This is a genomic window from Paenibacillus ilasis (genome assembly GCF_043195395.1).
Lineage (GTDB): Bacteria > Bacillota > Bacilli > Paenibacillales > Paenibacillaceae > Paenibacillus_AQ > Paenibacillus_AQ lautus.
The window spans coordinates 238367-255845 of the sequence record NZ_JBHDJG010000002.1 but is presented as its reverse complement, the minus strand read 5'-3'; the positions used below and the strand labels follow the sequence as shown (position 1 = coordinate 255845).

Annotated in this window: 18 protein-coding genes; 1 reads left to right on the top strand and 17 read right to left on the bottom strand. The window is 43.4% G+C overall.

What is annotated here, in order from left to right:
- Nucleotides 1-41: 41 nt before the first annotated feature.
- The 11 genes from ACETK5_RS21385 to ACETK5_RS21335 form a co-directional block, all read right to left on the bottom strand.
- Nucleotides 42-1061 (bottom strand): SPFH domain-containing protein, encoded by a 1020-nt coding sequence (locus ACETK5_RS21385; RefSeq protein WP_394058331.1) that lies wholly within the window; start codon nt 1059-1061, stop codon nt 42-44.
- Nucleotides 1062-1082: 21 nt separating this feature from the next.
- Complete coding sequence (locus tag ACETK5_RS21380; protein WP_394057728.1) at nt 1083-1871, bottom strand: TPM domain-containing protein; 789 nt, start codon at nt 1869-1871, stop codon at nt 1083-1085.
- A complete protein-coding gene (locus ACETK5_RS21375) occupies nt 1868-2899 on the bottom strand; it encodes a TFIIB-type zinc ribbon-containing protein (protein WP_009593950.1) in 1032 nt (343 codons plus the stop codon). Before ACETK5_RS21375 ends, ACETK5_RS21380 begins: the two co-directional genes overlap by 4 nt.
- A 27-nt stretch (nt 2900-2926) precedes the next feature.
- On the bottom strand, nt 2927-3631 hold the full coding sequence (locus tag ACETK5_RS21370; RefSeq protein WP_394058329.1) for a PspA/IM30 family protein: 705 nt from the start codon (nt 3629-3631) through the stop codon (nt 2927-2929).
- 157 nt (nt 3632-3788) lie between these two features.
- Nucleotides 3789-4247 carry an Hsp20/alpha crystallin family protein gene (locus tag ACETK5_RS21365; protein ID WP_394057725.1) on the bottom strand — a complete coding sequence of 153 codons (459 nt, stop codon included), beginning with the start codon at nt 4245-4247 and terminating at the stop codon, nt 3789-3791.
- Nucleotides 4248-4500: 253 nt separating this feature from the next.
- A complete protein-coding gene (locus ACETK5_RS21360; protein WP_100539736.1) occupies nt 4501-4728 on the bottom strand; it encodes a MerR family transcriptional regulator in 228 nt (75 codons plus the stop codon).
- Between the two features lie 67 nt (nt 4729-4795).
- Nucleotides 4796-5038, bottom strand: coding sequence for a cold-shock protein (locus ACETK5_RS21355; protein WP_100539735.1), 243 nt, complete (start codon nt 5036-5038; stop codon nt 4796-4798).
- Nucleotides 5039-5137: 99 nt separating this feature from the next.
- Nucleotides 5138-5338 (bottom strand): cold-shock protein, encoded by a 201-nt coding sequence (locus ACETK5_RS21350; protein WP_006207692.1) that lies wholly within the window; start codon nt 5336-5338, stop codon nt 5138-5140.
- A 394-nt stretch (nt 5339-5732) separates the two neighbouring features.
- Nucleotides 5733-7538 carry an ABC transporter ATP-binding protein gene (locus tag ACETK5_RS21345; RefSeq protein WP_394057722.1) on the bottom strand — a complete coding sequence of 602 codons (1806 nt, stop codon included), beginning with the start codon at nt 7536-7538 and terminating at the stop codon, nt 5733-5735.
- Complete coding sequence (locus ACETK5_RS21340) at nt 7535-7981, bottom strand: lasso peptide biosynthesis B2 protein (protein ID WP_394057720.1); 447 nt, start codon at nt 7979-7981, stop codon at nt 7535-7537. The genes ACETK5_RS21345 and ACETK5_RS21340 overlap by 4 nt, the downstream gene beginning before the upstream one ends.
- Before the next feature lie 59 nt (nt 7982-8040).
- Complete coding sequence (locus ACETK5_RS21335; RefSeq protein WP_100539732.1) at nt 8041-8331, bottom strand: lasso peptide biosynthesis PqqD family chaperone; 291 nt, start codon at nt 8329-8331, stop codon at nt 8041-8043.
- A 343-nt stretch (nt 8332-8674) separates the two neighbouring features.
- On the opposite strand from ACETK5_RS21335, the gene ACETK5_RS21330 reads away from it, so the two are divergent.
- Nucleotides 8675-10222, top strand: coding sequence for a hypothetical protein (locus ACETK5_RS21330; protein ID WP_394057718.1), 1548 nt, complete (start codon nt 8675-8677; stop codon nt 10220-10222).
- Between the two features lie 88 nt (nt 10223-10310).
- On the opposite strand, the gene ACETK5_RS21325 is transcribed toward ACETK5_RS21330, so the two are convergent.
- The 6 genes from ACETK5_RS21325 to ACETK5_RS21300 form a co-directional block, all read right to left on the bottom strand.
- Entirely contained in the window at nt 10311-11465 is a 1155-nt protein-coding gene (locus ACETK5_RS21325; RefSeq protein WP_394057716.1) for a nucleotidyltransferase domain-containing protein, read from the bottom strand.
- 31 nt (nt 11466-11496) lie between these two features.
- Nucleotides 11497-12834 (bottom strand): UDP-glucose dehydrogenase family protein, encoded by a 1338-nt coding sequence (locus ACETK5_RS21320; RefSeq protein WP_394057714.1) that lies wholly within the window; start codon nt 12832-12834, stop codon nt 11497-11499.
- Between the two features lie 230 nt (nt 12835-13064).
- Nucleotides 13065-14450, bottom strand: coding sequence for a sugar phosphate nucleotidyltransferase (locus tag ACETK5_RS21315; protein WP_394057712.1), 1386 nt, complete (start codon nt 14448-14450; stop codon nt 13065-13067).
- A 27-nt stretch (nt 14451-14477) separates the two neighbouring features.
- Nucleotides 14478-15713: a glycosyltransferase family 4 protein gene (locus ACETK5_RS21310; protein ID WP_394057710.1), complete on the bottom strand. Its 1236-nt coding sequence runs from the start codon at nt 15711-15713 to the stop codon at nt 14478-14480.
- Entirely contained in the window at nt 15710-16303 is a 594-nt protein-coding gene (locus tag ACETK5_RS21305) for a WcaF family extracellular polysaccharide biosynthesis acetyltransferase (protein WP_100539726.1), read from the bottom strand. Before ACETK5_RS21305 ends, ACETK5_RS21310 begins: the two co-directional genes overlap by 4 nt.
- Nucleotides 16293-17474 (bottom strand): glycosyltransferase family 4 protein, encoded by a 1182-nt coding sequence (locus tag ACETK5_RS21300; protein WP_394057708.1) that lies wholly within the window; start codon nt 17472-17474, stop codon nt 16293-16295. Before ACETK5_RS21300 ends, ACETK5_RS21305 begins: the two co-directional genes overlap by 11 nt.
- Nucleotides 17475-17479 lie beyond the last annotated feature (5 nt).

Sequence of the window (17479 nt, the reverse complement as noted above, 5' to 3'; positions counted from 1 at the left end):
CATCCCAAAGTTGCGCATTTATTCGTGCTGTTGGCTTTAATTCAACCCAGCTTATGACCACAATTCGGACAGAAGTTCGCCCCTTCGTTCTTCGCGCCGCAGTTCGGGCAGAAATTGGGCTTCTTGTTTCCTTCGGAAGTGGACGAGGCTGCTGGGGCGGATGGCTCCTTCGCGTCCGGAGACTGCTGGCTTTGATTTTGATTGTTTTGGCCCTGGTTCTGATTCATATTTTTCATCATTTCATTGGCCATGTTCATCCCCATCATCATGCCTGCCATATCCGAAGCCGCACCGCCGCCTTTCACCTTGCCGGACGCGATCCCGTCCGTCATGCTGACCTGCTGGTACTTTTGCAGATTGCCGATCATTTCATGGGAGGCCGTCTTCGTGATCATATCCTGAATTTCCTTCGGATAATTGAAGCTCATCACCTGGAAGCCGGTAATCGTCATCCCGTTGTCCATCACTTCCATGTCGAGGTCTTCCCGAATCCCTCTCGCGATGTCGGAAGCATTCGCCTGTAGATTAAACATGTCCTTGCCTTCACTGCTGATCCACTTCATCAACAATTGATCGAGCACCGAACTGATCCGGATTTTCACGTCCTCCACAAGGTAGCTCTCTTTGATCCCGGCAATCCTGTCGATCAGCGTTACGTAATCGTTCACTTTAAAATTAAACGTGCCGTTGGCGCGGATCGGCATGCCGCCCGGCAGCTGCGGCGTCGGAATCAGAACCGGATTCTGCGTGCCCCATCGGACGGTGAATTCCTTGGTGTTCACGAACAGCACTTCCACGCGCATACCGCTGTTAAAGCCGAATTTAAATCCCTTGAGGGTAGATAAGAACGGGATGATGTCCGAATCGATGTTATATACGCTTTCATCCTCGAAGATCCCTTCGATTTTGCCGTTATTGATGAATATCGCATCCTGACCGGAGCGAATGACCAGCTTGCTTCCTTTTTTGATCTCCCGGTTGCGCCATTTCCAGAAAATCATATCATCTCTAAACTCTTCCCATTCCACTACATTGGAGAATTGATTCTTGAAAAATCCCATTGATGCTTCCATCCCTTCCCATTAAAATTTCCCGCTGCTGCTGCTGTGCGAATGGCCGCCGCCGGTGACGCCGCCTCCGCCTCCGCCGCCTGAGCCGCTGCTCGTGTTGCGCTCTATTTTCCGCTTCGTCACGGTCGTTCTGATATATCGGTCCTGCTGATTTAAGATCCCCGAGGTGCTGACATCCTCATAGGTACGGCTGTTGACCGTCACCCGGCCGCCGGAGCGGAAAGCCATGATACCCACGGCGATAGCGCCGATGGCAGCGGCAGCTCCCAGCTGAAACCAGAGATTAAATATAATATTATCCGGGTTCACGTCCGGCTCAAAGCCCATATACCGATGAGCGGTTTTGATGTACTTTTCAAAAGCCTCTTTATAATTACCGCTCGATAAATCGGGCGTAATCTTGTTGCGTATTTTGGTCAGCCTCCCGGAATCGAGATACTTCTCAGCCTTATAATAACCTTCCAGATGCACATCGTTGGTATCCATTACTATGGTCAAAATAGCCGTATTGCCGTGCGGCTTATCATACCCGGGGGCATACTCATCGTAAAAGTTTTCCGTCCAAGTCTCAACTTCATCATTTTCAACACGGTTAACCGTAAGTATCATGAAATCCGTCTCGCGTTCAGCGCCATACTCAATGGCCATCGCATTCAGCTCATGGCGTTCTTCCGGACTGAGCAGATTCGCTTCGTCAAAGATCAATGGCTTGTCATCCGCAGCTTTGACGATCCCGGAGGGCGCTACCAAATATACCGTCAGTAAAAATAAGACCGTCCATAACGCATATCGTCTTCTCACAGGAACCCTCCCCCCATTGCCCATGAGATTAGCTTCAAGGATAACAAGGAGACGCCCGAAATGCCCGCAAACCACCCGGCCACCTTCGCTTTGCTGATCGGCGGCTTGCCGACCACCTTGCCCGTCTGGCCGTTCATCGCAAACGTATACTCCGATTTGTTGTAATCATAGTGCACCATCCATACCGGAAGGAGAACGTAATCGGCCTGTTTCTTGGTGGTGTCGATCCGTTTGTTGGTATAACTCACGGTCGTGTATCCTGAGACCGCCGACGAAATATACGAATCAATGAAGGAGCTGATCTTTTCCTTAGCGCGCGGAAGAAGCTGCTCGTCGTCATGGCTGTATTTTTCCGCTATGTACCCGGCGAGATACGGCGTCTTGAATTCCTTCAGCTGCTGATAGGGAAAAGGCTCCAGCTTATCCATCAGCTCATCGTTCATTTTCTCCGAAGCATCGATCGGCACCTTCACATAATTCAAGCGAATCTTCCGGTAGATGTCGAAATGCTCGGTCTCCGTGTACTGGTAATCTCCTTGCGTGTAAGTTCTCACCTTGGTGCCCTGGCCATGAACCTCAACCCGATTATGGAGCTCATACAGCCAGAAGGGGACGTAGATCCCGGTGATGCCCTTGATCCGGTCCGCTGTCATAAATCCGCTTGGCGTCAACAGGCCGTTCCGGCACCATTTCTTGAACGCCTTCATCGCCTCTTCCTTCGTAATCGAAAAAGGGATGACCTTCACCGGTGCCAGCTCGCCGCTCAACCGGTCGCTGAGCACGACGGCCGATCCGCAGAAGCTGCAGGTCGTGGCGCTGGTCTCCGGCTCGGTCACGATCACGGCTCCGCAGCTGTTGCAATGGTACTCCTTTACCTCATCTTCCGCGAACACCTGCTTCTTCAGCGGGTCGGGGATTTCCTCGATGTTATCTTTTCTTCCGCAGCTGGGGCAAGACAACATTCCCGTATCGCCGTCAAAAACCATGCCGCTGCCGCAGTTCGGACATTTGTATTCAATTACCGGCATTTGCTCACCTCGATAACAATGAAATAGTTACTCCTTCTTGTTCAGCTTTTCTTTGATCGCTTCCAGTTCATCCTCGGCATTAGGAGGCGAAGTCGGGGCAGCTCCGTCCTTGCCCATGTTCTTCTCCAACTCGGCGATCAAATCGTCAAGATCGTCTTCCTTAGCTCCGGCACGAAGTTCAGCCAGGGCCTCCGCTTCATCCAAAGCACGGCTCGCTTTCTCCTCCATAGTATGGAATGCCGCATTGGCACTGCCCAAGGAGGAACGGCCGGAATTCAGCTCCTGCTGGGTTTTGGCTGCCGCCATCTTCCCTTTCAGCTCGGCATAGCGAGCTTCCAGCTGGCTCATATCCGACACCAGCTTTTCCTGCATTTGTTTCATCCTGACGGCGTTTGCGGAAGCCGATTCGTGGGCTGCCTGCAGGTCGTTCAGCTTCTCGGCCTGCGCTGCTTTTCTCTCCAGGAACTTCAGGGCATCGTCCTCATTTCCGGCTTCCACGGCCTTCTCTGCATATCGCTGCAGCTTCTTGATCTCGGCATTGCACTCATCAAGCGCCCGCTTCGCTCTTCGCTCATCCGAGAGCACCGAAGCCGTCTCTGCTTTTACCTTTCCCAAGTCCGCATTCAAGCTACGCATATAAGTATCAACTGTTTTCTCCGGATCTTCGGTCCGATCCAACAGTGCGTTCACATTCACCTTCATAACATCCTTAAACCTCGATAAGATTCCCACCATGAGTGCCCCCTCGAAAAGTTTACATTTAACTTATAATACCCTATATACTCCCGATAGGTTTCATTTGCCGAAATTCATTGGCATATATGTAAATTTATGACTAAGAAAACACAAAAAAATAACCCCCGACCTTTTGGATCGGAGGGCATGTTTATTAGATTTCATCCCGGATCTGGATGCGTTTCTTACCAGGGTCAGGCTTTTTTGGTATTTCAAGCTTAAGGACTCCATCCTTCAGGGAAGCGTCGATTTGGTCCTCGGCTATGTTCTGAACGTAAAATCTGCGCACATACTCGCCGTAACGGCGCTCCTTGCGGACCATGTGCTGGTTCGTATCCTCCACGCTCTGATCTTCCTTGCGCACGGCTTTGATCGTTAAGTAAGGGTCAGCGTAGCTGATTTCGATGTCTTCCTTGCGAAAACCGGGCAGCTCCGCCTCAACCAGATAAGCGTGCTCCGTCTCCTTGACGTCCGTCTTAAACGACATCATCGAACCCTTGAACGGCGCGAATACATCATCAGGAAAAGCGTCGTTAAAGGCATCATGAAATGACTTCATCAGTTGTCCGAAGGCATCCTCTCTGCGCTTTCCAAATGGCATCAAATCAAACATCATGAATATCCCCTTTCCTCTTTGACCTTATTTGACCTTACGCCTTTATTATATGCCTGCAACGCATAAATGCCAAAACCGATTATGAAGAAAATTGGACTAAAATAGCGTATTATCAGCCGATTTACCGAATGAATTTGTTTCGATCTTTCGATTTGACCTTTTTTGACCTTTAGACTGTTTCGTTTGCACGTTCCATAAAAAAGACACCCCTATGGGTGCCCGTTTCACTATATATTGGAGTGAGGAAGACCTACCTTTTCTTCACAATCAGATCGATTTCACTCTTTAACAAAAGGTATCGATGCACGCTTCGCATGATTGGAACTTTGGTCAGCTTATTCTGATCGACATAGCTTTTCATTTGATCTTTGGACAGACCTAACAATTGACCTGCCTCAGAAACGGTTAATACTTCTTCATTACTGGTTGCATTAAACGTTTTTTTCACCTTTAAATTCCAATCTTCGAATACCTGCATGAGATCTCAACCTTTCTTTAACGCTACGAATAAAACAAAATGGTGAAGGAGCCGCGAGAGCTACTCCCTACGATTTGGTATCCTTGCGCTGATTCTTACGGTAAAGCTTGATTTGCTGATCCGACGAAACAAGGATCGGCAGGATTTTGTTGCTGCTGACCATGGACGACGCGCACTGTGAACAAACGGGAACTTCCTTGAACGAGAAGCTATCTCGAATCCAACCGTTACACCCTTCCTTCGTACAAGACCAGATCGCGGTCATCTCTTCCGGCAGATTTTCCAGTGGTTTATTCCAAGAATATGACAATGAACTTCCCCCTTAGCTACATTTTTAACGCCTTCATGCTGTTTGAGTTCTATTATAAAAAAAACCCCAAACGGTACGTTTGGGGATCTTTTCTCGAATCTACAGTTTTACAACGTTCTCGGCTTGCTGTCCGCGGTTGCCTTGAACTACGTTAAATTCAACACGTTGTCCTTCATCAAGCGACTTGAAGCCGTCACCAGTGATTGCACTAAAGTGTACGAATACGTCTTCGCCACCTTCAACCTCGATGAAACCAAAGCCTTTTTCTGCGTTAAACCATTTTACTGTTCCTGTTTGCATAGAAACACCTCCTAAATTTATATGATTTTCTCATTTTTGGTTAAAAAACAAAAAATTCACATATTGCACAAGGTTCCTAATCAAAATAATAACCCTCTGCAATATGTGAATCTCAGGTCAAAATCCCAATAAACTTATTATAACCTAACCGATCCAAAATAGCAAACGTCTTATTTCTTGAGTGATGATTCATAAAAAGGGATGGGTAAGATGAATTTTAACGATGCCCGCTTAGGGATGTTAATCAGGAGGCCGGTAGCAGGGTTAATATGCTAGCTAAAGACAGGTTTATGCAAAAAAAGGCCATTCCCCGGCAGAATACCGGGAAATGGCCCAAAGTTACAGCTTTAAAAATGTTTCGCGAATACAGCAATGTTATGCATCCCATCAGGGTTTACATCTGAGCGCCTGTCTGATAACTGAGCAGCTGCCGGAAATTGCCTTTGTGATCCTGGGCCAGCTGCTGATAGCCCCCCTGCTGGATAACCCGCCCTTGCTCCATCACGATGACCTGATCCGCATGGCGTATGGTGGACAGTCGGTGGGCGATCACGATGATTGTCATGCTCCCTTTCAGCTGTTCCAGCGCTTCTTGTATCCGCTGCTCGTTCTCACTGTCAAGGGCGCTTGTCGCTTCATCCAACACAAGAATCGAAGGCTTCTTCAAGATAGCTCTGGCCAGCACAATCCGCTGGCGTTCTCCCCCGGACAGGCGGATACCGCGGTCACCAATGACGGTATCGAGGCCTAGCGGAAGCCCGTGCACGAATTCATCGGAGGCTGAAAACCTCAGCGCTTCCCACAGCTCGTTATCCGAGGCATCGGGAGCAACCAGCTTCAGGTTATCCCGGATGCTCTCATTGAAGAGGAAAGGATCCTGCGCCACATATCCGATCCCCCCTCGGAGCGACATCAACTGACGTTCGTCCTCCAAGGACACGCCGTCCACAAGAACTTGCCCGCTCTCCGGTTGAATCAGCCCCATGAGAAGATCGATAAGGGTGCTCTTGCCCGCGCCTGATTTGCCCACGATGGCCGTCATGCGATTGGCAGGAATATGTAGGTTGATATCTCGCAAAGCATAAACGGAGGAAGAGGCGTCGTACCGATAGTCCACATGACGACAATCGATTCCATGCTGCAGCCGATGTCGCTCGCTGCCTGTCATCGGAATTGATCCGGCAATCTCCCTGTCCACCTCGTATTCCGCTTGCAGCTCGCGTATCGCCCGGAAGGCCGGGAAATTCGACACGAGCTGCTCGGTGCTCGATTGAATGCTGATAAATCTTGGCCATAAGCGCGAGAAGATAAGAACGATCATCAGCAGCTGCTCCGCAGGCGTACGCAGCACTTCCAGCGCCAAATACACAAATCCGGCAACCAGCAGTACGGACGCGAGCCGATAAATCAGCTGGGACAAGGAGTTGATTCTGCCAAATTGAATGAAGTTGTGCTCCATTTTTCGCGACAGCCTGTCAAACCAGTTCATATGAAATGGCTCCAACCGGTTGCTCTTGATATCCTTGATGCCGTTGAAATGTTCGCTGATGCCCGCAAAATAATATTTCGACAGCTCTGTCGTCTGCTCGCCGATTCGCTTCGATCGCCGGATGAATTGGCGTCCAAACAAGGCAAGGAGCCCTCCGCTCAACAGGACGATAAAGGTCAGCATCGGAGCCAACCATAGGGCAAGGCCTATCTGAATGATCGTGAACAAGAAAGACGAGACCATCTGCAAGAATAGAAACGTGCCTTGATTCACGCGCCCGAGTTCATTGGTCATGACATGGTTGAAATCCGACTTGCGGTGGCGCAGGAAGAACTCCCATTTGGCATGCAGCAAACCCTGATACGTTTCCATGCGCAGTTTACGAATGAATCGCTGCAATATTTTTGCATTTAACAGGTTCTGGCTGCGCTGCAGCAAGGCTTGCCCGCCCACAATCACAACATAGAGGGCCAGCACCATCGGCAAATTAAGCTGCAATGACCATGAACCCGCAAGGTCCATCAAGGTTGAGACGAGCGGCACCCCGCTCAAATCGGTCTGGAATACACCAATGACACCGAGAAGCGGGACGATCAAATAGATGCCGATGCCGTCCAGAACACTGATGACCAGGATCATACCCATATTGAGGTAGAGTTTAACCCCGGCCATCCCATGCATTTTACGGATAAAATAAAAGAGATCCTTCAATGTAAAAACTCCTTATCGGATGGCCGCTTCAAATTCAAGCCTCCGGCCCCCATATCCCTACCGAATATCCCGACGACGGCATACCTTTCGTGCCCTTCTCTCCCCGTTACAATGTAAGAGCCGCAGCGGAGCCAGGCATGGGCAACCATCATCCCTTTGTCGTCCCGGCCGCTTCCCAGATAAAGCGTACTCGGAATCCCTCTTCGCTCCAGCATCTTCATCGCGGCGACCGCTTTCACCAGGCACTGGCTTTCCCACCATGTGACACGGCTCATGGCGTGTACGGCTCTTGAGATTTGGCGGACAAGCGAAAGCTCTGGCTCCGTATAGCCAACATACGGGGTCTCCTTCATATGTTCTCCCAGAGAAGGAGATACCTTTTGAAAGGGAAACATCTTAAACACCCTTCCCCAGGCCAGATAAAAGTAAGCTTCAATGTACATAAGCTTTATGGCAATCGGAAAAGACATATACCTTCTTGCTTTCCGGTAAAGGCCCATTGCTATTTATCCACCTGAACAAGGCCTTCCGCGGCTAACTGCTTGAGGAATAATCGCACCTGCTGCTCACAGAGCTCCGGCTCGATCTCATACTCCAATACCAGTTGATCCACCATATTGGAGATCGTGACGGGAGACGAAATAAGTTCCCATATCCGCCCGCCAATCCGTCCCAGATTATAATACTTGCCGTTTTCGATGCTTAGCATCACCTTCTCGCCATCCATATCACTGACGAGGAAACCTTCGGATTGCATGATCAAATCTTCAGACGTGATGACATCAACGCTCATGGACATGTCCTCCTTAAATATCAAAGATACAATTTGTATCAATTATAACAACGGCATACCAATTTGTATACAACCTGCTATTAAAATCCTACTTTATTAACTACAATCAATTTCAAGATAATAACTAGATATATTTATGGTTCTAGTAAAACTTACTTCTCGTTGTTACGACTAATAACCAACAGCAAATCGTTAGTTGCCTATTCAACAGTTAACACTAATTACCGTCATCAGTAATACACTAATGTAATTCAATATAAATGATTATTTGTTCATTCATCATAAAATTCAATGTATTTACCCAGCTTACGATAACAACAATCAGTGAGGGGTTGGTAAAGAGATGAATAGTGTTCCAGGTAATGTTTATGTTGAAAATTTCCCCAGGAACGTAAATGAAAACGACGATACGCAAAGAATTCAACGAGCGATTGATCATGCTAAGAAACAAATTATTGGAGATAATTCCATTGGAGGAAGCGCTTATTACAGTAATGCGATATCGGTCGTATTTAAAGCTGCAAAGTATATAACAAGCGCACCTATTAAGGTATACAAGGGCATCTACCTTGTGTCAGAAGGGCAAACATACTTGGTAGCCAGCCCCAGTGATAATTCAGTTGATTGTATCGATGCAACGAATCAAGCAACCCAATTCAGAGCAAAAAATCTTAGTTTTATTGGTTACAACACTGCACTCCATATTACTACAGGGAATGTTGATGTATCTAATATCCAACTGGAAGGCCTATACTTCCACATGTGTAACGTTGGAGTTGACACGGGGAGCTTTACATCAAGTCGGAGTACCATTTTAACCATAAATGATTGCAGATCGTGGAAAACATCCGTTTTCTTAAAAAACTATTGTGACATGACTTCTATGAATGATTGCTGGATTACCCATAATGGCTCAGATGGAGCAGCTATCTATAACGATGGGTTTCTTAATATTAGAGGGGGTATTTTCGTACCACTTCCACCACAAGCTGGAATGAACCCTAGGTGGATCGATTGCTATGAAAGTTCAGGGCAACATAGTGGTTTATTTATTGATGGGGCACGCTTTGGTGCTGAAGGAGGAGGAGGTTATCCAATTGTATATAATTTCATGCCCCCTGTCCTTGATCTAGCAAAGAACGAAGGTAATGTGATCTCTATACAGAATTGTCTACTTTCTTCAGCATCAGGATTAAGGGATTCCAATATCATTTTATTTAACCTCCCTAATAGAATTAGTATTAAAAATTGTTTTGGATTCACTGATTTGCTAAATGGAATTGTATCATGCGCACCTTCGTTTAATCCCGATCTGTTACCATATAGCCCCTATATATCGATTGACTTCGATGATTCTGTCTACCAAACATTAGGTTATAAAAGGTTTGATTCCCGATTAGAACGCTTCTTTTCTAATGGATATCGTAGGTTCAGGCGTACTTTCGGCATCAGTGAGAGACAACTAATACCTTCAAAATCAACGGATGGAAAAGCAATGATAACCATTGATATCGAGCAGCTTACCGGTAATACGCTGGAACAACAGAGGCAACTTGGATTTGCTATGATGGTTATTACAACTGCCCCTGGATCATCTAGCAATACGGGATATAAATGCATATCCACTGCCTTAATTACATGTGTTGGCGGAAGTGAACAGTCCCGCGTAATAAAGCGCCTCAACTATGTTATAAAAGACTCTATACCTGGAGGGCAAAATTTCTCTGAAACATGTGACATTACCTCGGTGCATTGGGGTATAGGTGAAACTGGGAGTAGAGATCAAGCACAATCATCAACCAACACAAAAATCACTATAATCTTTAAATGTCCAGGAAACGTAGCAGCAGCAGGAGCTACATTCACTCCATTACTCGGTCTGGATTTATAAAGAAATTAGGGCACGATGAGCAAATTAGTATTGCAAAAAAACAAACGCCATTCAAGGTGCCCATAACGAAATTCCCTCCAATTAGTGACTAACTAGATTTAAATCTTGTCTTTCTCAATAGCCTCCAAAACCATAAGAAAGGCCGGAGTGGAATGTACAAAAAATGAAATGGCTTGGATAAAGGAAGCATTTCTGCGTCCAAGGAACTTGGGAGAAGTCTCTTCATTAAGAGGTACATTTTCTGTTTTCCTGTCAATGCTGAAACCATGCTTCGTTTGTATTTAGGATCAGATGCCTGTGATAGATCAGTACTTTTTATTCCCTCCAGAGCCATTTGTGCCAGTTCGACTGCTTTCTCGCTCACTACTAAAGATTGTATTTCTAAAGGAACTTTAGACGATAACAACAATTTGCTCAATAGAGCAGCTTGTTCTACGTAAATTCTCCCTCCATATAGTTTGAAGTAATTGTGCAGTCTGGAGGGATCTATTTGATTTTGAAACAATCGATCCATATCGATCAACCAGCGAAGGCGAAACCATCCATGTCTAGCACCATGATCAGCAAGATAAGCCAATAAATCTTCATTCCCTAATTGGTTAAATTGCTGGTCATAAATCATCATTGTTTTTTTGTTCTGCCAAAGCTCTTCAAATGAAGGTGATTTTATTATTTCGGGATTAAGTCGCCAATGAACTTCTATTTGAGTAGAATGTTCTGAATGAATGAAGGAAATATGATGTGATTTCTTTTTCCAAAATAAGTGAGCATCTGTATTGTCAGGACGATACCCGAGTTGAGTTAATACTTCTTTGCTTTTCTCAACATCACTGGAACAAATGAGGATATCTAAATCCTTAGAGGTTCTGTGAGATAACTCTCCATACAGTTGAAGAGTAAGTACAGGCCCCTTTAACACCATTGATCGAATTCCATTGTCTTGAAGTGCTTTACAAGCTGTTCCTAATTCTCGCGTTAACTGTAACATCTTTATTGTGTTTTTCCTATAAAGTTGTTGAAGCTTCAACATAACGTTTTCATGAATTAATCTTGAACCATTTTTACTCAATTTGATATATACTAAAGGATAAACGCGATGATGCATCACTAAATTCAGGAACTTACTCCAATCGATATTGGAAAGATACGTTTGCATCTCCTCTTCTTCCAAGGTTACATCTTCGCGTAATATATAGAGCATAAAGGACAGTTCAGTTGATAGATCACTTTTACCAACACTCATAACACTAAGCATAGAAAGAACCTCTCTCTAATTACATTAATAAAATAGGACTCATTTCCTTAACACCTTTGTTCATATTTGGTCTTCCTACGGAATAGTAGTTCAGTTGGGTTACTGCAAGTTCTTCTTCGCTATATATATTTCGACCATCAATTAAATAAGGTTGTTTTAACCATGACTGAATAAGAGAAGGCGCAATTTTTTGGAATTCCCCCCATTCAGTTAGTATGCATAATGCATCTGCGTCTTTAGCTGCTTCACGTGCGTCTTGGCAATACATAATGTCTGCAATATTATAGCTTTTGATAAAGTTATCCGTTGCAATCGGATCGTAAGTTCTTACATTTGCTCCTCTCTCTAAAAGAGAAGTTATTATTTCAAAAGCAGGTGCGTCTCTTACATCATCTGTTTCTGGTTTAAAAGCAAGCCCCCACAAAGCAATCGTCTTTCCTGCTAGCTCCCCTAAAACGGATTCGAGTTTTCTAATCATATTAAATCGTTGATCACGATTCACTTCTACAACCGATTTGAGTAACTTAAAATCGTAATCCATCTGCCCTGCAATCTGAATTAATGCTTGAGTGTCTTTCGGAAAACATGAACCACCATAACCAATACCAGCTTTCAAAAATGAAGTGCCAATTCGTTTATCGTGCCCCATCCCAGTGGCAACCTGTGTAACGTCAGCTCCCACCTTTTCGCATATATTAGCGATTTCATTAATAAATGAAATTTTGGTGGCAAGAAACGCATTCGAAGCATATTTAATCATCTCCGCACTTCGAATATCTGTTACAAATATATTACTTGTTAATGGGGCATGAAGTTCAATTAACCTCAATTTTGTATAGTCATCAGAAGTACCAATAATAATTCTGTCCGGAAAAAGGGTGTCTTGAACCGCTGTTCCTTCCCGTAAAAATTCAGGAACAGAGGCAACCTCAAATGGAAAAAGTGATTGTGTAGAGATAATGTTCTGGATCTTCTCATTTGTACCAACGGGAACTGTACTCTTGGTGACAATGATTTTAAAACCATTTAGTGAATCGCCAATTTCCTTTGCGGCTTGCTCAATATAACTTAAATCTGCTTGCCCACTAGCTAGTGAAGGGGTACCTACCGCAATTAAAATGATATCCGATTTTTGGACAGCTTCGGTTAGATCTGTCGTGAAACGCAGACGCTCCTGAGTTATATTTTTATGTATGAGTTGCTTTAGACCTGGTTCATATATAGGTACTTCCCCCTGATTGAGCATTTCAATTTTAGCTTCCATCTTATCGACACAAATAACTTCATTTCCGAGATCTGAAAAGCATACTCCCGATACCAATCCGACATATCCCGTACCAATCACAGCCAGTTTCATTCTACCAGCCCCTCCTAAAGTAATTAGCCGTAGCACTTTTTCATGAGTCAAATATAAGCATTATGGCTACTTATTGCTTCTATTGCGAGACACGACAAAAAAGCATGAATTCCCTGCCTCATCTTTACAGAATCAAGATTAAAGGCTTGAATACTCATACCAAGAGATAAATACGATTGAATTTTATAGACAACTACCTGATCAAAAAAAGCATACATCAAATGTCGTGATTAAACCTTAATGCAATGTCGTGCTATTTCATCCCAAGTATGGTATAGCTCAACGACTTGATTCTCCTCTTGTTTGACACCACTCTGAACCACGATGATTTCCAATTCAGATAGAGCCCTAATACTGTGCAGCGTTTTCATAGGATTATGAAGGACATTCCCAACACTCACCTCCATAAAATTTCCATTTTGGATAAATTCCCCTTTGCCTTTTACAATAGTCCATACCTCTTCCCGACTCGTATGCATTCGGTAACTCAAATTTTTGCCCTTTTGAATGCTTACCCTTTTGGTTGTAACACAACGTCCGTCTTCGTACTGATTATCGTCTAAAATTCGAATTGATCCCCATTGCCGTTCCTCGTACATCGGTCCCTGGTCGAAATTGATAAAGTCTTTTAGACGAGGGCTCGCACTTTTGTCGGATACTAAAATACCGTCCGGACTTATTGCTACAACTATATTGGATAACCCCAGTATTGAAACCGGAATGTCAATCTCATTTATAAGATGTGTATTAGAACAGTCTTCACTTATGATTCCCTTACCAATTTGATGGTTTTGCATTTCTTCCGTTAGTGTGTTCCATGTCCCAAGATCTTTCCAATAACCTTCATAAGGAAGAACCACTAATTCAGACGCATTCTCCAGCACTTCATAATCAAAACTAATCTTGGGAAGTTTATTGTATTGCTTGGATAACTCTTCGAACTGAATAGGCAGTCCTTTACGTTCCAGCAACTCAATAACATAACCAAGCCTAAAAGCAAATACTCCACAGTTCCAAAGAGCATTTTGATCTATCAAACGTTCTGCCATTGCTTCCGTTGGCTTCTCCTGAAAGTGACTAACTGACATATATGTGTCGTTTAAACTTCTCTCATTATGTTCATCGGTTCTTGTGGGAATGATGTATCCATACTTCGTAGAAGGATATGTTGGTTGTACTCCAATAAGTGCTATGTCAGCATTAGAGCAATTGAGTACCTCTTCTAGTTGCTTAATCGATTCAAAAAAATGATTCTCTACATAAGGATCAACCGGCAATATGACAATCACTTCATCCAGACCAACTGTGGCATGAGAATACAAAAAAGTAGATGCCAACATAATAGCCGCAAAGGTGTCTCTCCGCTCCGGTTCTACTATAAGAGGGATATCATTTCCGATTTGACTTCGCATAATTTCAATTTGAGAGTTGCTGGTGGCGATGTAACAGGATTCTACCAAACCGTTTCCTTTTATTTGTCCCCATACACGTTGAACCATGGAAACAAGCTCGTTGTTATCATTTTCGAGCACTTTAAGAAACTGTTTGGATCTCGCATCGTTAGATAAGGGCCACAATCTTTTACCGGATCCCCCGGATAACAGGACTAATTTCATTCTCGCCCCTCCTTATATTCCTCATATTTATATTGATATCAAGAGACTGCGATACTTATCCAACGATTGTTCTTTTCTTAAATGCTCTTCTAAATATTCTCTTCCTTGTACGCCCTTGCGCTCTAACACACTACGTTCAAGTTCATAGAAAGTTCTTATTTCCTTCACTATCATTGAATAGTTTTGTGGCTCCACAACAACACCGCAACCACTTTTTTCAATTAACAAACTTGCCTCACTACCTTTTTCAAGAACCCCTAAGATCGGCTTACCTGCAGCCATGACACCATAAATCTTACTGGGCACTGAAACCCCTTTGATTCCTTTTTGGTTTACTACCAAATGTACATCAGCCGCATTCAATGTATATTTAATCTCTGATTTCGGTTGAAAAGGTAAAAAGAAAACATTTTTTAATTTATGTTGTCTCACATAGGTCTCCATTTTGGATTTAACTGCCCCATCTCCTATAAAAGAAAAGACAATATCATCATAATTGGTTAAATCCTTTGCTATCCTTATCAAGTTTTCTAAATCGTAATACAAGCCCATATTCCCCGAATACATAATAATGAATTTATCTTCCCAACCGTTACTCTTTATGAATTCGTGGACTTTAGGATGATCTTTCGAGAGAGGAACAATCTCTTGCTCATCCGTCCAATTATTAATAACCGTGCTATTGGTAATTGCCTGGTTAGCCAATCTTTTATACAATGTTTCTTGCATATCGTGACCTACAGTAATTATATGATCCGCATATTTACAATTCATTGTATCCAGCCATCTCGCAACTCGGTAAAGGGACTTGTTTTTTATATAGCTTACTGCCTCCGCTTGTTCAGGGTTAAAATCCTGAATATTGTAAATATGTTTGGTCCGTTTGAATAATTTACCTATAGAGCCTATCAGCCCACCTAGTATCGGAGGCGTGGAGATCGTATAGAGGATCTGAATATCCTTTTGCTTAAAAACACATAAATTTGCATAAAAAAAATAAGCCGCAATATATCGCAACCTACTCCATTTATTCCGCTTGTCTTGCTTTGGAAGCCGAATCCTTATAATATCAATATTCTCCAATTTATCTTTCACGAACCTTTTTCTTGTGCGATGTTCCTCCTTAGCTTCTTCTGGCTGAGCCGCAATAACGGTTATTTCAAAATCATGTTGTAAATGAAGGCAAAGTTCTGTTAAAAGTTGTCCGGTAGATGCATAGTCAGGATAAAAATAATTGATTACAAAGACCATTTTTTGCTTCATAGTAGAACCTCTTTCAATCGTTGTGTCTCTTCCGTTACTTCGAATCTATACTTGACGAAACGTGCAGGTAATCCAGCATGAACTTCATTGGAGGGTACATCCCGGGTGACCGTGCTTCTTGCAGCTACTATCGACATTACACCAATTGTTATACCGGGATTAACAAAAACATCACTTGCAATCCAAGCACCATCACAAATTTTGATGGGTTTTGTAATTAAGCCGAACTTAACATCATGAATATTATGAGTTCCCGTACACAGATAGGCATTTTGAGATACTATACAATGCTCACCCACTTCAATTTGATCTAGGCTATAAAATTCAACATGATCACCAACCCAGGAATAATCACCAATAGTTACCTTCCATGGATATGTAAATCTTGCTGTGGGTCTTACTTGAACTCCTTTCCCTATACGAGCACCAAATAAACGTAAAAGAAAATTACGCCATTGATACATAGGATGTAACGAGAATCGAAATAGACTCCCTTGAACAAGCCACCAAAGTAATATAAACCACCCACTCTTTCCTCTTGAGTAGCCATCTTGACTATATTGATCTAATCTAATCCTGTTATTTTCCATGTGCCATCTTTCTCCCATTAGGAATGCTTAACAATGTATTGTACACTTTTAATGTTGAATTCAAATATTGTTCGTGAGTAAAATGCTCTAGAACTCGTCTTTTACTATGAATACCATATTGATTCCCTTCCACATTTTTAAAGATATATCTAATTGCCTCAGCAAGAGCTTCTTCATTCTTCGGAGGCACCAAACACCCTATGTCAGAAGTAACCATTTCGGGAACGCCTCCAACATCTGTGGCTACAATGGGTAATGATGCCGCCATCGCTTCAAGAATCACGGTTGGAAAAATATCATATACGGAAGGAAGTACAAACAAATCTGCTTGCAACAATAACTCAGGAACATCTCTGCGAAGCCCTAAGAAGTAAACATTATTCAAATCTAATTCCTTAGCTAAAGTTTGTAACTGTTCTTTATACCCCTTCTCTGATTCAAATGCTACGTCACCAACAATTAGGTACTTTACATCTGGGTTTGTTTGTTTAGTAATGTACGCTGCTTTAAGTAAGTATTCTATCCCCTTCATAGGAGAAAGCCTTGCAACAGTAACTGCAATCTTATCTCCACTATTTAATCCTAATTCTTGCTTCACTCCATTGGCTGCCTGTTTATTATCAGAATTCTTCTTGATTTCAATACCGTTATAAATTTTAATAAGCTTCTTCGAATAACCTTTTCCCCACTTAAACATTACTTTACTTCTGTCGCATAAAACGATTACTCTGTCATTGAACAAATGGTTCAGGTAGGCAACACATTTATAAGCAAACAGAGGCTTTCTAGGCAATTCATGAACTGTTTGGAGGGTCGGAATGCCCAGAAGCTTTCCAACAATATTTCCCCCCATCAACTCCATCTTATGAGAATGAATAATATGAATTTTATACTTTTGAATAATGACTCTAAGGGCTTTCATAGAACGAAATAAATTTATTACATTACGAATGTAGTAAGTGGAATCCGTCGGTTTACCAAAAACAGCTAATGTAGTAAAAATCACCTGTGCACCGGCAGCTTCATACTTTTCAACATACGGGCTTGGGGAAGGTAATACAACATAAGGTTTAAACTGTTTTTTATCCAATCCTTGAACCAGTTGAAGCAGAACAGTATCCACTCCGCCAACGTGACTGGCATAAGGCTGAATGTAAAGTATGTTATTCATATTCT

Excerpts from the sequence above, each read along its gene's own strand:
- ACETK5_RS21315 (WP_394057712.1), bottom strand. The coding sequence starts at position 14,450 with ATGAAATTAGTCCTGTTATCCGGGGGATCCGGTAAAAGATTGTGGCCC.
- ACETK5_RS21320 (WP_394057714.1), bottom strand. The coding sequence starts at position 12,834 with ATGAAACTGGCTGTGATTGGTACGGGATATGTCGGATTGGTATCGGGA.
- ACETK5_RS21360 (WP_100539736.1), bottom strand. The coding sequence starts at position 4,728 with ATGCAGGTATTCGAAGATTGGAATTTAAAGGTGAAAAAAACGTTTAAT.
- ACETK5_RS21340 (WP_394057720.1), bottom strand. The coding sequence starts at position 7,981 with ATGTACATTGAAGCTTACTTTTATCTGGCCTGGGGAAGGGTGTTTAAG.
- ACETK5_RS21310 (WP_394057710.1), bottom strand. The coding sequence starts at position 15,713 with ATGAAGCAAAAAATGGTCTTTGTAATCAATTATTTTTATCCTGACTAT.
- ACETK5_RS21375 (WP_009593950.1), bottom strand. The coding sequence starts at position 2,899 with ATGCCGGTAATTGAATACAAATGTCCGAACTGCGGCAGCGGCATGGTT.
- ACETK5_RS21305 (WP_100539726.1), bottom strand. The coding sequence starts at position 16,303 with ATGGAAAATAACAGGATTAGATTAGATCAATATAGTCAAGATGGCTAC.
- ACETK5_RS21300 (WP_394057708.1), bottom strand. The coding sequence starts at position 17,474 with ATGAATAACATACTTTACATTCAGCCTTATGCCAGTCACGTTGGCGGA.
- ACETK5_RS21325 (WP_394057716.1), bottom strand. The coding sequence starts at position 11,465 with ATGAGTGTTGGTAAAAGTGATCTATCAACTGAACTGTCCTTTATGCTC.
- ACETK5_RS21350 (WP_006207692.1), bottom strand. The coding sequence starts at position 5,338 with ATGCAAACAGGAACAGTAAAATGGTTTAACGCAGAAAAAGGCTTTGGT.
- ACETK5_RS21385 (WP_394058331.1), bottom strand. The coding sequence starts at position 1,061 with ATGGGATTTTTCAAGAATCAATTCTCCAATGTAGTGGAATGGGAAGAG.
- ACETK5_RS21335 (WP_100539732.1), bottom strand. The coding sequence starts at position 8,331 with ATGAGCGTTGATGTCATCACGTCTGAAGATTTGATCATGCAATCCGAA.
- ACETK5_RS21330 (WP_394057718.1), top strand. The coding sequence starts at position 8,675 with ATGAATAGTGTTCCAGGTAATGTTTATGTTGAAAATTTCCCCAGGAAC.
- ACETK5_RS21365 (WP_394057725.1), bottom strand. The coding sequence starts at position 4,247 with ATGTTTGATTTGATGCCATTTGGAAAGCGCAGAGAGGATGCCTTCGGA.